The sequence below is a fragment of the Xanthomonas sp. NCPPB 3959 genome (assembly GCF_056675575.1).
In genome coordinates this window covers 70,430-85,120 of sequence record NZ_JBWWVR010000017.1, presented here as the reverse complement: position 1 = coordinate 85,120, position 14,691 = coordinate 70,430, and the positions used below count along the sequence as shown (strand labels likewise).

The following is a 14,691-nucleotide window of genomic DNA, read 5'->3' as shown; positions in this document are numbered from 1 at the left end:
ACACACGCTACGCCTTCTCGCACCGATCAGTCAGGACGCACGTCCACACGCACACGGATGCGATCGCCAGGGTTGTAGTCGCTACGCGTGTGATAGGTACGGCCGGCGTATTCGTAGGTCACATCGTAACCTTCCACACGGTCGCTCTCGCGACGGTAGGAGACCGGCTCGCACACGCTGACGTTGCCTTGATAATTGCGATTGTTGGCCTCGTAGATCGAGCGGCCTGCCGCAACACCGGCCATGGTGCCGACCGCAGTACCAACCAAGCGGCCATTGCCGCCGCCAACCTGGCTGCCAAGCACCGCACCGGCGATACCGCCGATCACGCTGGCCACACCGCGATTGGACACGCCCGATTGGCCATAACCACCACCATCGCGATAGTAGCCATCGTTGCTGGTGTAGTAGCCGTTGGAAGGACGGTTGTAGCAGCGTTCGCTGCTGCGTTCGTTATACGAATCGGTCACGATGATCGGATCGACACGCACCACGCGTGCGTATTCGTAACGACCGTCCTCATACCCACTACGACCGCCATCGCGGTAGCCGCTGTCATAGCGCTGCGCCGTTGCGTTGCCCGCAACCGCCAGACCCATCACCAGAGCACCAAGCACAAGAGTTTTCATCGCGGCACTTCTACAGGGAGGACACGCTGCCGATGCTCGGCCTGCGCCAGTGAAACCGCCCTGAACCTGACCGGCCCTGCAAAGCCCTATTCAGGTTGCCGCCAGCTGCGTGCGCCGGCATGCAACACCGGCGCAGCGCAGCCCTGTATGCATCAGCTGGAAAATTCGGTTTCCAGGCTGATCGGCACTGCGCTCAGCGCCTTGGACACCGGGCAATTCTTCTTGGCGACATCGGCCAGTTCGCGGAACTTGGCTTCATCGATCCCTGGCACCACGGCCTTGAGCTTGAGCCGGATCTGCGACAGCTGCGGGCCGCCCTCCATCGACAGATCCACGTCGGCGCGCGTATCCAGCGAGGTCGGCGGAAAGCCGGCCTCGGTCAGCTGTGCCGACAACGCCATGGTGAAGCAGCCGGCATGTGCGGCCGCGATGAGTTCTTCCGGATTGGTGCCCTTCTCGTCGCCGAAGCGGCTGCTGAAGGCATAACGCGTGTTTTCCAGCAACCCACTCTGTGGCGTGCTGAGCTGGCCCTTGCCGGTCTTGAGGTCGCCTTCCCAGTGAGCGGTGGCGTGACGTGAAATACCCATTGCGATCTCCTGCGATGAAAGGAGCTGCCACGATAGGCCAGTGGGTGTTACGGCTTGGTGCCGGGATTTGGGATTTGGGATTGGGGATTGGGGATTCGCAAAGGCGAAGCGCGCTGCGCGATCTTGGCAGCAAGGTTCTAGGTGCTTGCGATGCCTATCCGAACAACGACCGCGCACTATGGCTACGCGGTCGCGTTGCTGCGTTTGCTTAGCCGAGCAAGGTTTCCAGCACGGCCATGCGCACGGCGACGCCGTTGGCGACCTGGCGCAGCACGCACGATTGCGCGCCGTCGGCGACCTCGTCGGTGATTTCCACGCCACGGTTGATCGGGCCTGGATGCAGCACGACGGCATCGCGGCCGGCACGCGCCAGTCGCGCGCGGGTGAGCCCGTAATCGGTGTGGTATTGCTCCAGCGACGGCACCAGGCCTTCTTCCATGCGCTCGCGTTGCAGGCGCAGCATCATCAGCGCATCGACGCCTTCGAGCATCGCGTCGAAATCTTCGCCGACCAAGCAGCCGTCCAGCATGTCGTCGTCGGGCAGCAGGCTGGCCGGACCACATACACGAATCTCGCCGACGCCCAGGGTGCGCAACGCGTGCAGGTCCGAACGCGCTACACGCGAGTGCTTCACGTCGCCGACAATTACCACCTTGAGCTTGGAAAAATCGGTGCCCTTGGCCTGGCGCAGGGTGAGCATGTCGAGCAGGCCCTGGGTGGGATGCGAGCTGCGTCCGTCGCCGGCATTGATCAATGCAGTGCCCTCGCCTGCAGCCTCGGCCAGCGCTTCCACCGCACCGTCGTCGGGATGGCGCACCACGAAGCCACGCACGCCCATCGCCTCGAGATTCTTCAAGGTGTCGCGCGCGGTCTCGCCCTTGCGGGTGGACGAAGTGGAGGCATCGAAATTGAGCACGTCTGCACCCAACCGCTGCGCGGCCAGATGAAACGAGCTGCGCGTGCGCGTTGAGGGTTCAAAAAACAATGTGCACACCGCAGTCCCGGCCAGCACGCTGCGCTTGCCGACGCGGCCTACCGCGGCATCGCGAATCTGGCCGGCACGATCGAGCAGTTGCAGCAGCGTGGTGCGCGGCAGTCCTTCCAGGGTGAGCAGGTGGCGCAGGCGTCCGTCCGAATCGAGTTGCATGGTGGTCATCGCAGGTCGGGAAATATCAGGAAAGAAGAGTGGCTTGGTCGGGCGCGGCCAACCAGCGTTCGACAATGACCGCGGCCGCCATCGCGTCCAGCGCTTCGGCATCGCGGCGACGCTTGCGTCCATCGGCGCGCTCGCGCGCGAAACGCTGCGCGGCTTCGACCGAACTGGAGCGCTCATCGATCAACACTACCGGCAGCGCATAGCGCTCGCGCAGTTGGCGGGCGAAGGCGTGCGCACGCTTACGCGCGGGTTGGTCTTTATCGTCAAGGGTGAGCGGGTCGCCGATCACCAGGCCGTCGGGCCGCCATTCCTTGTGCACACGATCCAGCGCGGCCCAGTCGGGACCGGTGGCATGCACGTTGATGACGGCGACCGCGCGCGCGCCGGCACCGAGCGCGGTGCCAACGGCCACACCAATGCGGCGCGACCCTACGTCGAAGCCCAGCACCGTGCCATCCGGGCGGATCGCGCCCGCCTCAGGCATGCCCGGAATAATCCGTCAGCCGGAACAGATCCACGCCGATGCGCCCGGCAGCAGTCTGCCAGCGATCTTCCAGCGCGGTGGCGAACAGCACGTTGGCATCCGACGGCGCGGTGAGCCAACTGTTCTCGCCCAGTTCGAACTCGAGCTGCCCCGCGCCCCAGCCGGCACAGCCCAGCGCCACCAGCGCATTGCGCGGGCCGTCGCCGGCCGCCATGGCTTCGAGAATATCGCGCGAGGTGGTCAGGAACACGCCCTGCCCCACTTCCAGGCAGGAATCCCATTCGCGCGCATCGTCGTGAATGACGAAGCCGCGCTCCGGATGCACCGGCCCGCCGCTGAGCACGATCTGCTCGCGCAGGTGCTCGTCGACGGTGTCGATGCCCATTTGCGACAGGACTTCGCCCAGCGTGTATTCGGAGGGCCGATTGACCAGCACGCCCATCGCGCCGTTCTCGTCGTGCTGACAGATCAGCGCGACGCTGCGCGAAAAGGTGGGGTCGGACAGCGCCGGAAGCGCAATCAGCAGTTGGTTGGCCAGAGGCGTGGGCAAAACGGACATGGCCGCATTCTAGCCGTTCGCTCCGCCGCGCGCAGAGCCGCTGCCATACTTGGCGCTTGCCTGGCGCTGTGGGCGGCCGATGCTGACGATGGACCGGACTGCGAACGCGGTGCCGGTGCCGTTTCTGACCTGCGCGTTCAGGTTGTCGCTGGCGATGCAACCCCGGACTCGTGCGACGCAGTGTGCGCTGCTAGCTTGTCCATCCAGACTTGGCGCTGGACGGCGCTGTATTCACACGGTTTGACCCATCTTTCCATCGCGCCGGCCCACCACCAGGCGCACATCACAGGCACCCCCATGAGCGGCTATTGCAGCATCGCCCCAGGCCATCCGGTCCACGGCCACTATCACGCGTACGAATACGGCTTCCCGCAGCGCGACGAACGCGAGCTGTTCGAGCGGCTGGTGCTGGAAATCAATCAGGCCGGATTGAGCTGGGAAACCATCCTGCGCAAGCGCAGCAATTTCCAGCGCGCCTACGACGGTTTCGATGTAGACACGGTTGCCGCGTACGGCGAGACGGAGATCGCCCGGCTGATGGGCGATGCCGGCATCATCCGCAACCGGCTCAAGGTGCTGGCGGCGATCCATAACGCGCAGGTCATCCAGACGCTGCGCGCCTCGCACGGCAGCTTCGCGCACTGGCTGGATGCACAGCATCCGCTCGCCAAGCCAGACTGGATCAAGCTGTTCAAGAAGACCTTTCGCTTCACCGGCGGCGAAATCACCGGCGAATTTCTGATGAGCCTGGGTTACCTACCTGGCGCGCATCATGAAGATTGCCCGGTGTTTGCGCATATCCAGGCACTGTCGCCGCCGTGGATGCTGAGCGAAAACGCGTAGCGGCACGAGGATCGAGCGCATGCCGGCAGATAGAGGCATGCCGCATACGTGGCAGTGCCGATGGATTACATGCCGCCCGGGATGCATAGCATGCAGTTGCCTAGCACGGTTGCGCCAGCGGCACGCCAGCCATCGCCTGAGTCACACGCCCATATAGCGGTGCGGGCGATGGTTGAACATCAGCACCAAACTCAGCATCAACGCACCCAGCGCCGAATACAGCACCTTGTCCGGGGTGAGGATGGTGAAGGCCACCAGCATCAGCATCGCATCGAAACTCATCTGCACCTTGCCCGCGCTCCAGCCGCGCTCGCGCTGCAGGTACACCGCCAGGATGCCGATGCCGCCCAAACTGCCGCGATGGCGGATGAAAAACAGGATGCCCAGGCCCGCCAGCGCACCGCCGACGATGGCCGAAAACAGCGTGCTGATATGCGCGTACTCGGCCCAGCGCGGTATCAGGTCGGTGAGCGCACCGCAGGCACCCACTGCGGCGAAGGTCTTCAAGGTGAATTCCCAGCCCATGCGGCGCACGCTCAGCCAATAGAACGGCAAATTGACCAGCACGAACACCAGACCGAAATTCCAGTGCAACGCGTAATGCAGCAGGAATGCGACACCGGCCATGCCACCGATCATCAAGCCGCCCTTGGCGAAGATCGCCAGGCCCAACGAGGCCACCAGCGTCGCCAGCACCATGCCTTGCGCGTCTTCGGCCACCGAGTGGTGATAGGCATGATCGTCGGCCGCGGTGCCGGCCGAATCCGGCGGCGGCGTCAACGGGCCGGAGGTGACCACAGCGCCGTCATCGGGCAGCGGTTCTTGCTCCGGACGCAGATCGGAATCGGGAAGGCTCACAGGTTCGGGCACTGCAATGGGGTGCGATATTAGACACTATCGGCCCGCCTGGTTACATCTGAAACGTCACCGCAGGCGCGCACTGCTGCGCTGCATGTTCATCGACCACAGCGCGGTCTTTACCCTGTCTTTTTGCAGCAGACGCCTGCGTGCAGAGATGACGCGCCAAGTTCCGGCAACCTTGTGCAGGTGAATTTCTTCAGCGTGCTACGCCACGACCATGCACCGGAATGCACCATGGCGCAGCGGTCCTGCGCGACTCACCGAACCTCGGCAATCTCCACACCATCCATCCCCTGCGCCAGGGTCTTGGCGTCGCCGCCCTGCGAGAGCTTGATGCGCAGGCGCACTTCGTTCTGGGAGTCGGCGTAACGCAGCGCGTCTTCGTAGCTGATTTCGCCGGCCTGATACAGCTCGAACAGGCTCTGATCGAAGGTACGCATGCCCAGGTTGGTGGACTCCTTCATGATCTCCTTGAGCTTGTGGATCTCGCCGTCGCGGATGTAATCCTGCACCAGCGGGGTGCCCAGCATGATCTCCATCGCCACGCGGCGGCTGCGCCCGTCCGGAGTCGGAATCAATTGCTGCGCGACCACACCCTTGAGATTGAGCGACAGATCCATCAGCAGTTGATTGCGGCGATCTTCCGGGAAGAAGTTGATGATGCGGTCCATCGCCTGGTTGGCGTTGTTGGCGTGCAGGGTGCACAGCACCAGATGGCCGGTTTCGGCGAATGCCACCGCGTGGTCCATGCCTTCGCGGGTACGTACCTCGCCGATCATGATCACGTCCGGCGCCTGGCGCAGGGTATTTTTCAGCGCATTTTCCCAGCTGTCGGTATCGATGCCGACTTCGCGCTGGGTGATGATGCAGCCTTCGTGCTTGTGCACAAATTCGATCGGATCTTCGATGGTGATGATGTGCCCGGTGGAATTCTGGTTGCGGTAACCGATCATCGCCGCCAGCGATGTCGACTTACCGGTACCGGTGGCGCCGACGAAAATGATGATGCCGCGCTTGGTCATCGCCAGCGTCTTGATCACCGGCGGCAGGCTCAATTCTTCCACCGTGGGGATGCGCGTTTCGATCCGGCGCAGCACCATGCCGACCTGGTTGCGCTGATAGAAGCAGCTCACACGAAAACGCCCGACCCCTGACACGCCGATGGCGAAGTTGCACTCGTGCGTCTTTTCGAATTCTTCGCGCTGCGATGGCGTCATCACGTTCAACACAAGATCGCGACTTTGTTGCGCCGTCAGCGGTGTCTGGGTGATCGGGCTGATCTTGCCATTGACCTTGATCGCCGGCGGCATGCCCGAAGTGATGAACAGATCCGACGCCTTCTGGTGCGCCATCAGCTTGAGGAACGAGGTGAAGTCGATAGTGCTCATGGCGTGCTCCTTTGGAGCAGGGATTCGGGATGGGAGATTCGGGATTCGCAAGAGCGGGGTCCGGTCCGGGAGATCGCCATTGCGAATCCCGAATCCCGAATCCCGGCTACTCGAATATCCGCTTGTCCTTGGCGTACTCGCGCGCCTGGTTGCGCGTGATCAGGCTGCGCTTGACCAGGTCCTGCAGGTGCTGATCCAGCGTCTGCATGCCGTATTGCTGGCCGGTCTGGATCGACGAATACATCTGCGCCACCTTGTCCTCGCGGATCAGGTTACGGATCGCCGGGGTGCCGACCATGATTTCCCAGGCGGCGGTGCGTCCGCCGCCGACCTTCTTCAATAGTGCCTGCGAGATCACCGCGCGCAGGGATTCGGACAGCATCGAGCGCACCATCGGCTTTTCGCCGGCCGGGAACACGTCGACGATACGGTCGATGGTCTTGGCCGCCGAGCTGGTGTGCAGGGTACCGAACACCAGATGGCCGGTTTCCGCAGCGGTCAGCGCCAGGCGGATGGTTTCCAGATCGCGCAATTCGCCGACCAGAATGATGTCCGGGTCTTCGCGCAAGGCCGAGCGCAGCGCCTCGTTGAAGCCGTGCGTGTCGCGGTGCACTTCGCGCTGGTTGATCAGGCACTTCTGCGAGGTGTGCACGAATTCGATCGGATCCTCGACCGTGAGGATGTGGCCGTATTCGTTCTTGTTGATGTAGTCGATCATGCCGGCCAGCGTGGTCGATTTGCCCGAACCGGTCGGCCCGGTGACCAGGATCAGCCCCTGCGGCTGGTCGATCAGCTGGCGGAAGATCGGCGGGCAGCCCAGGTCTTCCAGCGTCAGCACTTCGGAGGGAATGGTGCGGAACACCGCACCGGCGCCACGGTTCTGGTTGAACGCATTGACGCGGAAGCGCGCCAGCGAGGGAATCTCGAACGAGAAATCGACCTCGAGGAATTCCTCGTAATCGCGGCGCTGCTTGTCCGACATGATGTCGTACACCAGCGCATGCACCTGCTTGTGGTCCAACGCCGGAATATTGATGCGACGGACATCGCCATCGACACGGATCATCGGCGGCAAGCCGGCCGACAGATGCAGGTCCGATGCCTTATTTTTGACAGAAAACGCCAATAGTTCAGCGATATCCATGCGCTGCTTTTCCCCTAGGCTGCGATTGGAAGGTACTCCCCGAGCGGCAGTATAGCGTTCTGCCCCCGCCCTGGAAGAGCCCGCGCATCGGTTTCATTGCAACGAACTGGCCGCCTGCTGCCGGCGTCCACTGCGGCCAGCCCAGCCCGCCAGATTCACGGCAGAACCTGCCTACGCCCAGCAATCGTCGCGCCGGCTGCCATGCCGGCATGAACGGTAAAGCTGCGAGGCCGGTTCTCGAGACCCCGCAATCATCTCCAGCTTGCGCAAGCGCCGGCCAAGCGCCGATCGCCGTACGACGCAGCGCGATCCAGCTACACGCCGATTGTGCGCAAACGCACCGTCCGGCCGCGCAGTTATGCCTGAAATTCAAGCTGTCATCCACACAACATCGTGACGCAATCCGGCTGCGCACAATGGCGCAGGCGGAGCGGACTGAACGATGACGCGTTGCCCCGGGGCCGGCACATGTACAGCCCGTGGCACACGTTGGCGACCGCTCCTGCATCCGTTGCAGCGCCCTCCCCAATGAGTGAAACACCATGAAATCGCTGCTGATCGCCAGCGTCGTCGCTTTGCTTTGCCCTTTTGTCACACATGCGAACGAAGCCTGGAACCACGACGACATCAAACCCATCCCCGAGAAGGTTCCCGCAGGCCCGATCGGCCAGCGCGACTGGGATTACCGACCGTACCTGTTCGTGCACAACGGCTGCGTGCCGTTTCCTGCAGTCGACCAATGGGGGCATCCCAGCAAGGGTTTGAAGCCCACCGGGGCGTCCAATGGCGGCTGCAGCCACAGTCCCGGCCAGGTCTACGTGCGCTCGGGCTGGTACCGGGGCGTCTGGGCCATCATGTACAGCTGGTACTTCCCGAAAGACTCGCCATCCAGTGGTTTGGGACATCGCCATGATTGGGAAAGCATCGTCGTCTGGATCAACAATCCATCGGTGCCGCGGCCGACGGTGTATGCCCTTTCCTACTCGGCACATGGCAACTACTCCTACCTGCGCAATCCCGCTGCCAGCCTGCGCGACAATCACCCCAAGGTGGTCTACGGCAGTACCTGGCCGACCAACCATGAGATGTTCATCGGGCCCTACAACCCCGTCGGTGGCATGCAGCCGCTGATCGCATGGGAATCGATGGATCAATGGGTAAAGGATGCATTGACCTATACAAACTTCGGTGCAGCCAACGTTCCTTTCATCGACAAGAACTTCAACCAGAATCTCGGCAAGGCCTGGTACTACAACTGACCCGGCACCTGCATAGATCGCGTGCGGCAAACCGATGTCCGGTGGCCAACAGACCGGACATCGGCGCCCATGCGCTGCCCCGAATGCACCACCTGCTGGAAGGACCAGGGCGCTGGCCTCACTATAGGCGGCCCTCCCTCAAGCCAAGGGCGCCACGTGCCGGCCTCGTCGCTGCAGCAGATTCTCGACCGCATCCGAGTCGCATCGGAAAACGCCGCTGGGCGTCCCGCCCGGCTACTGGCGGTCTCCAAGACCCAGTCCGCCGGCGCAATCCAGGCGCTGGCGGCGCAAGGCCAGCAGGCGTTCGGCGAAAACTATGTGCAGGAGGCGCAGGCCAAGATCGCCGAACTGCATGCGCTGGGATTGGAATGGCATCTGATCGGCCACCTGCAATCCAACAAGGCCGAACTGGCCAGCCACTGCTTCGACTGGATACAGACCGTGGACCGCGCCAAACTGATCCCGCTGCTGGCGCGCTACCGCCCGGACGATCGCGCGCCGTTGAACGTGCTGATCCAGGTCAATATCGACGACGAGGACAGCAAGCACGGTTGCGCGCCGGAGGCGATCGATGCGCTGGCCCGTGACATCGCGCTGCAACCGCGTCTGCAGTTGCGCGGGCTGATGGCGATTCCCGCGCCGTTTCCCGAGCAGGCACGGCGCGCGGCTGCGTTTACGCGCATGCAGGCGCTATTCGAAGACCTCAAGGGCCGCTATCCGCAGGTGGATACCTTGTCGATGGGCATGAGTTCGGATTTCGCCGAAGCGATCGCGGCCGGTGCCACCATGGTGCGTGTCGGCACCGCGTTGTTTGGCGAACGCGCCTCGTCGCCGGCCGCCGCGTCCTGATCGGCCTCGCGTGCCGACCACTGATCTTTCTGACCAAGGTGCTGCAATGACTCTGCCCTCTTCGTCCGCGTCTTCGCATACCAACGCTGCAATCACCGCGTTCGTCGGTGGCGGCAACATGGCGCGCAGCCTGATTGCCGGGCTGATCCGGCAAGGCGTGCCCGCAACCAGCATCCGCGTGGCCGAGCCGATTGCCGAATTGCGCGAGGCGTTATCGCGCGACTTCGGCGTGCACGCCGTGGAAGACGCCCGCACTGCTGTGGACGGCGCGGCCATCTGGGTATTGGCAGTCAAACCGCAAGTGCTGCCTTCGGTGTGCGCACAGCTGGCCGACCTTGCGCAGGCGCAGCAGCCGCTGCTGCTGTCCATCGCTGCCGGCATCACTGCAACGCAACTGCAGCGCTGGTCGGGCGGTGACGTGGCAGTAGTGCGCGCAATGCCCAACACGCCCGCCCTGCTCGGCGCCGGCGTCACCGGGCTGTACGCCACTGCGCGCGTTTCCGACGCGCAACGCGTGCAGGCGACCCGCTTGCTGGACAGCGCCGGCGTCACCGTGTGGATCGACGACGAAGCGCAGATGGACGCGGTGACCGCCGTCTCCGGCAGCGGCCCGGCCTATGTCTTTCTGCTGGCCGAAGCGATGGAGGCTGCTGCGCAAGCGCAGGGTCTGCCCGCCGACACCGCACGCACGCTGGTGCTGCAAACCCTGCTTGGCGCCGCGCGCATGCTGACAGAATCCGGCGAAGCACCGGAGCAGCTCCGCCACCGCGTGACCTCGCCCAACGGCACCACGCAGGCTGCGATCGAGGCATTCCAGGCCGGCGGCTTCGAAGCGCTCACCGCAAGCGCAATCGCCGCAGCCACCGAGCGCGGCCGTAGCCTGTCGGCCGCCAACGATTAGCGAATCCACTATCGAAGAAGCGCAGGATTTCCTCGCAACCAAAGCTGATCGCAGGTATGCAGTCGATCTGTCGGCACTACAGAGATCCTGCATAACGGCGATCCATCCGCGCTGGCCATGCCGACCAACGCCATCAGCCAGCCGCAGATTTCGGCAACACCCAACACCAGATCGCCGGCTCGATCATGCATGCAAGCTCGCGCTGAAGACCTGCTGCTCTGCGTCAGACGCTTCGTCAACGCGCACATCGCAACCGACTCGACAATGCGTTTCGTACGCGTTTTCTGCCGCTGGTGAACGAATCCCCGTCGAAAGACGCTTTTTTCGCGTTGTTTCATCGTTTGCCTATTGGCGGCGCGCAGCAGTTGCCCTACATTTCGCGTTGCCGACTGGGTCGGCAGACCCAACACCACCTACGAATACGGAATACATAACTCATGGCAAAAACCGCCGCTAAGAAGGCTGCCCCCAAAAAGGCAGTGAAAAAGGTCGCCGCCACCAAGACCGCAAAGCCGGCGAAGGCCGCCGCTGCCAAGTCCGCCGCGCCGAAGCCGATCAAGGAAGCACTGAGCAAGACCGGCCTGGTCGCGCACATCGCCGAATCCACCCAGCTGGCTCCGAAGGACGTCCGCGCCGTTCTGGCGACGCTGGAATCCGTTGCACATTCCTCGCTGAGCAAAAAGGGCGCCGGCTCGTTCACTCTGCCGGGCATGCTGAAGCTGACCAGCGTCCATGTGCCGGCCAAGCCCAAGCGCAAGGGCATCAACCCCTTCACTAAGGAAGAGCAGACCTTTGCCGCAAAGCCGGCCAGCTTCAAGGTCAAGGCTCGCTTGCTGAAGAAGTTGAAGGATGCCGCGCTCTAATCGAGCACGCATCCGGTGTAACGAAGGCGGCCTGCGGGCCGTCTTTTTTTTTGCGCGCGCGATACCGCATGCGTGATTACCCACATGCCGCTCATCGCCGCTTGCCTACCCTGCGTGCTGATTCGCAACCCAGCAGGTGCATGTGACCGATCCATCGCCCCACCCTCCATCGACTACACCGCCGTCCACCGCCCGCAGCCCCGCACGCCGCGTGCGCCGCCTGCTGGTGTCGGTCGCCCTGCTGTGCGCCTTGGGTGTCGCCGCACGCTGGGCCTGGCAGTTGCCGATCGCCGAGCAGCTGCGCACCAGCTGGGAGCTGTCACGGATGCCGCCGCCGACGTCTCTGCAGATCCCGGTCGAAGGCGTGCAGGCGCGCCGCATCGCCGATACCTTCGGCGCGCCGCGTGGCCGCGATCGCAGCCATGCCGGTGTAGATATCTTCGCGCCACGCGGCACGCCGGTGCTGTCTGCAACCCGCGGCGTGGTCAGCGCCATTCGCGATCAAGGCCTGGGCGGCAAGCAGGTCTGGGTGCTGGGGCCGGCCATGCAGCGGCATTACTATGCGCATCTGGACGACTGGGCCGCAGGCTTGGAGGTGGGCGATGTGGTCGAGCCCGGCACACCGCTGGGCATGGTCGGCACCACCGGCAACGCGCGCGGCACGCCGCCGCATCTTCACTATGGGGTCTATGGGCGCAACGGTGCGTACGATCCGCTGCCGCTGCTGCGCAAACCCGCACCACAGCCGGCACAGTGAACATGTTGGAACACTGCGTCATGGCCTGCCCTATCGAGGCCACCGCACGCTGCGCCTATGGTGGAGACAGCCCAGCAACGACGCCATCTCCATGCCCCGAAAACGCTATCGCATTACGGTCACGCCCATCGAAAGCGATGGCCGCCCCTGCGACGACCGCTGCACCATCGAGTTCGAACAGCGCTCGCGCGCCGACTGGATGCGGCTGCTCGAAGAGTTGCACCTGCGCCGCGACCTGAGCAGCGACGAATGCGCCGCGCTGACAGTCGGCTCGCAGCTGCTGGAAGATCTGGCCGCCCGCCCGCGCGCGCAGCCCAGCGATGCGTTGGATGTATTGCGACCGAAGCTGCAACTGCTGCTGGAGCGCCTGCAGCGCGTGCACCCAACGCCAGGCGCTTGAGGCCTGCATCGCCGCATTGCGCGGACCGTTACACTGCGCGCATCGGGGATGGGGACGCGCCATGCGCTGGGCTGGAATCGTGGTATTTGCCGCTGCAATCGCTGGCTGCAGTTGTCAGCGCACCGAAGACAAACGCACGCCTGTTGCTGCGCCCTCGTCGCCAACCGAGGCTGTGACAGGCACTCCAGGCACAGTCACCAACGCTGGAGCGCCTGCACCACTGGTGCCGGCACCGGACCCCAACGACGCCACAGCGCGCAGCAACTTCGCCAAAGCAAGCGCCACCGTGCATCGGTATCTGGGCGCACTGCCCGGTACGGCACGCGCGGATGCCGATGCGCTGTGGACCGGCGGTCGTCCCTCACCGGTGCCGGATGACGCAGCGCTACGCGGCATCACCAATATCCAATCGATGCGCATCAACAACGACCCACCCATTGCCTTGGACCAGCAGCATCCGCCCAAGCTGATCGAAGTACCGGTGCAACTGACCGTGCGCACCACCGCCGGCACGCAGCGTCTGGTCGGTGCGTATCGACTCCAACCCCGTGCCGGCAGCGACACATGGGAGATCTATTCGGCGACGCTGCAGCCGGTGCTGCGCTAACCCGTGGTTCACCGGCGCAGACTAAGGTGATGTCATCTGCCACCGGAGTCACCCGATGAAACTGCGTTCGCTTGCCGGATCCATGCTCGCTCTTGCCCTGGCAATGCCCATCAGCAGTGCCTGGGCCACGCCGCAGATCCAGGGGCACCAAATCAGCGTGCAGGGCAGCGATCTGCAGCAATTCCTGGGTGGCCGCTTCCCGCAGACGCATGACGCACTGGGTGGTTTGGTCGAAATGACGGTCAGCAATCCGGCGCTGTCGCTGCCGCCGGGCGACCGGCTCAAGATGGCCTTTGATCTGGCCCTGGCCACCGCAGGCGGCGCGCCGGCACCGGTCGGCAACGTGACCTTGACCAGTGCGCTGCGCTACGACGTGGCCAAGCAAGGCTTTTATCTTGATCAACCCACCATCGATGACTTCCGCCCTGCCAATGCCGGCGCCAAGCTTGATCACAGCACCCGCCAGTTGCTCAATGCCTGGCTGGCCGATTACGCGCGCAAGGAGCCGATCTATCGCATCGACCCGGCCATCGCGGCGGTGATGGGCAATGTGCAGGTGGAGTCGGTGGGCATCCAGAACGGACGAGTGGCGGTGAACTTCAATCAGAACATCGAGCAACTGGTGCCGGCGACAGCGCTTTCCGGCAAGTAGACGATCCGCGCTGCGCCAGCGCGGGGCTCGCTGACCGGTGCCACTGCGCGACAGGCGTTGCACACACACACAAAGGCCCGGCGCATCGATCGCCGGGCCTTTGTTGCGAAAGACGTCTGGTAAGACGGCAATGCTGTTGTTGGAAGCGATCCACTAACAAGTGAATCGACTGCGTCAGCATGCAGGTCGAACCCGCGTATTGCGCATTCCCGGTTGCGCACTCCTCAAAGAGAGTGCGCATCGCATCATCGCGATGCCGGTACGCGCGTGCTCAGCGCTTGGGCTGCAGCATCGTGCCGGTGCAGTTCTTGGAGCCGCAGCGGCATTCCCAGATCTTCTTCAAACGCGGTGTGTGGCGCTCGGCCAGCGTGATGCCGTAGTTATAGGTGAGCTCTTCGCCGGCCTTGATCGCACGCTTGGCCTCGATGAAGATTTTGTCCTTGCTGCGATCGTCGCCTTCGGCCTCTTCGATCACCGCTTCGCAATTGGGCTTGCAGCTGTGGTTGATCCAACGTGCCACGTTGCCTTCGTAGTTGGCATCCAGCACGTAGTCGTCGCTGAGCGTGAACAGGAAGGTGTGGCCACTTTCCACATCGCCGGTGTCATCGGCATCCACTTCCGCATGCGTGCGCAGGCGCCCTTTGTATTGAATGATGCGCTCGCCCTTGCGGAGCGCGGCGAGGGCGAACATGCCATTGCCGTGGATACGTGACTTGCGGGCGGCAACTTTGCGCGACATGAACGGGGTCCAG

Annotated in this window: 18 protein-coding genes; 9 read left to right on the top strand and 9 right to left on the bottom strand. The window is 63.6% G+C overall.

Annotated features, from left to right (window positions below):
* Nucleotides 1–26: 26 nt before the first annotated feature.
* The 5 genes from AC1KVG_RS18145 to AC1KVG_RS18125 form a co-directional block, all read right to left on the bottom strand.
* On the bottom strand, nucleotides 27–629 hold the full coding sequence (locus AC1KVG_RS18145) for a glycine zipper 2TM domain-containing protein (RefSeq protein WP_074057700.1): 603 nt from the start codon (nucleotides 627–629) through the stop codon (nucleotides 27–29).
* 152 nt (nucleotides 630–781) lie between these two features.
* Nucleotides 782–1,216, bottom strand: a complete 435-nt coding sequence (locus tag AC1KVG_RS18140; protein ID WP_006448877.1) for an OsmC family protein — start codon at nucleotides 1,214–1,216, stop codon at nucleotides 782–784.
* Nucleotides 1,217–1,424: 208 nt separating this feature from the next.
* The gene (locus tag AC1KVG_RS18135; protein ID WP_481095294.1) at nucleotides 1,425–2,372 is read right to left on the bottom strand and encodes an aspartate carbamoyltransferase catalytic subunit; all 948 of its coding nucleotides are present in this window, start codon (nucleotides 2,370–2,372) and stop codon (nucleotides 1,425–1,427) included.
* A gap of 16 nt (nucleotides 2,373–2,388) precedes the next feature.
* The gene (ruvX, locus tag AC1KVG_RS18130; protein ID WP_481095293.1) at nucleotides 2,389–2,856 is read right to left on the bottom strand and encodes a Holliday junction resolvase RuvX; all 468 of its coding nucleotides are present in this window, start codon (nucleotides 2,854–2,856) and stop codon (nucleotides 2,389–2,391) included.
* The gene (locus AC1KVG_RS18125) at nucleotides 2,849–3,415 is read right to left on the bottom strand and encodes a YqgE/AlgH family protein (protein ID WP_006448880.1); all 567 of its coding nucleotides are present in this window, start codon (nucleotides 3,413–3,415) and stop codon (nucleotides 2,849–2,851) included. The genes ruvX and AC1KVG_RS18125 overlap by 8 nt, the downstream gene beginning before the upstream one ends.
* Before the next feature lie 297 nt (nucleotides 3,416–3,712).
* Between AC1KVG_RS18125 and AC1KVG_RS18120 the strand changes: the two genes are divergently transcribed.
* On the top strand, nucleotides 3,713–4,258 hold the full coding sequence (locus tag AC1KVG_RS18120) for a DNA-3-methyladenine glycosylase I (protein WP_115040570.1): 546 nt from the start codon (nucleotides 3,713–3,715) through the stop codon (nucleotides 4,256–4,258).
* Nucleotides 4,259–4,399: 141 nt separating this feature from the next.
* On the opposite strand, the gene AC1KVG_RS18115 is transcribed toward AC1KVG_RS18120, so the two are convergent.
* The 3 genes from AC1KVG_RS18115 to AC1KVG_RS18105 all read right to left on the bottom strand — a co-directional run bounded on the left by AC1KVG_RS18115 (nucleotide 4,400) and on the right by AC1KVG_RS18105 (nucleotide 7,651).
* Nucleotides 4,400–5,074: a YitT family protein gene (locus AC1KVG_RS18115; protein ID WP_043889842.1), complete on the bottom strand. Its 675-nt coding sequence runs from the start codon at nucleotides 5,072–5,074 to the stop codon at nucleotides 4,400–4,402.
* Nucleotides 5,075–5,376: 302 nt separating this feature from the next.
* Nucleotides 5,377–6,507: a PilT/PilU family type 4a pilus ATPase gene (locus AC1KVG_RS18110; RefSeq protein WP_006448884.1), complete on the bottom strand. Its 1,131-nt coding sequence runs from the start codon at nucleotides 6,505–6,507 to the stop codon at nucleotides 5,377–5,379.
* 106 nt (nucleotides 6,508–6,613) lie between these two features.
* Nucleotides 6,614–7,651, bottom strand: a complete 1,038-nt coding sequence (locus AC1KVG_RS18105; RefSeq protein WP_006448885.1) for a type IV pilus twitching motility protein PilT — start codon at nucleotides 7,649–7,651, stop codon at nucleotides 6,614–6,616.
* A gap of 542 nt (nucleotides 7,652–8,193) precedes the next feature.
* On the opposite strand from AC1KVG_RS18105, the gene AC1KVG_RS18100 reads away from it, so the two are divergent.
* The 8 genes from AC1KVG_RS18100 to AC1KVG_RS18065 all read left to right on the top strand — a co-directional run bounded on the left by AC1KVG_RS18100 (nucleotide 8,194) and on the right by AC1KVG_RS18065 (nucleotide 13,939).
* Nucleotides 8,194–8,910 (top strand): NPP1 family protein, encoded by a 717-nt coding sequence (locus tag AC1KVG_RS18100; protein WP_115040571.1) that lies wholly within the window; start codon nucleotides 8,194–8,196, stop codon nucleotides 8,908–8,910.
* A 156-nt stretch (nucleotides 8,911–9,066) separates the two neighbouring features.
* Nucleotides 9,067–9,759, top strand: coding sequence for a YggS family pyridoxal phosphate-dependent enzyme (locus AC1KVG_RS18095; RefSeq protein ID WP_481095292.1), 693 nt, complete (start codon nucleotides 9,067–9,069; stop codon nucleotides 9,757–9,759).
* Between the two features lie 46 nt (nucleotides 9,760–9,805).
* Nucleotides 9,806–10,660 carry a pyrroline-5-carboxylate reductase gene (proC, locus tag AC1KVG_RS18090; RefSeq protein WP_481095291.1) on the top strand — a complete coding sequence of 285 codons (855 nt, stop codon included), beginning with the start codon at nucleotides 9,806–9,808 and terminating at the stop codon, nucleotides 10,658–10,660.
* A gap of 437 nt (nucleotides 10,661–11,097) precedes the next feature.
* Entirely contained in the window at nucleotides 11,098–11,523 is a 426-nt protein-coding gene (locus tag AC1KVG_RS18085; RefSeq protein ID WP_043889331.1) for an HU family DNA-binding protein, read from the top strand.
* Between the two features lie 136 nt (nucleotides 11,524–11,659).
* Nucleotides 11,660–12,280 (top strand): M23 family metallopeptidase, encoded by a 621-nt coding sequence (locus AC1KVG_RS18080; RefSeq protein ID WP_481095290.1) that lies wholly within the window; start codon nucleotides 11,660–11,662, stop codon nucleotides 12,278–12,280.
* A 91-nt stretch (nucleotides 12,281–12,371) separates the two neighbouring features.
* The gene (locus tag AC1KVG_RS18075) at nucleotides 12,372–12,680 is read left to right on the top strand and encodes a DUF3861 family protein (RefSeq protein WP_006448891.1); all 309 of its coding nucleotides are present in this window, start codon (nucleotides 12,372–12,374) and stop codon (nucleotides 12,678–12,680) included.
* 220 nt (nucleotides 12,681–12,900) lie between these two features.
* Nucleotides 12,901–13,287, top strand: coding sequence for a hypothetical protein (locus AC1KVG_RS18070; RefSeq protein ID WP_481095306.1), 387 nt, complete (start codon nucleotides 12,901–12,903; stop codon nucleotides 13,285–13,287).
* A 55-nt stretch (nucleotides 13,288–13,342) separates the two neighbouring features.
* Nucleotides 13,343–13,939, top strand: coding sequence for a YceB family lipoprotein (locus AC1KVG_RS18065; RefSeq protein ID WP_481095289.1), 597 nt, complete (start codon nucleotides 13,343–13,345; stop codon nucleotides 13,937–13,939).
* Between the two features lie 271 nt (nucleotides 13,940–14,210).
* Here AC1KVG_RS18065 and AC1KVG_RS18060 read toward each other — a convergent pair whose 3' ends face one another.
* Nucleotides 14,211–14,678, bottom strand: a complete 468-nt coding sequence (locus tag AC1KVG_RS18060; protein ID WP_006448894.1) for an SET domain-containing protein — start codon at nucleotides 14,676–14,678, stop codon at nucleotides 14,211–14,213.
* Between the last annotated feature and the right edge of the window lie 13 nt (nucleotides 14,679–14,691).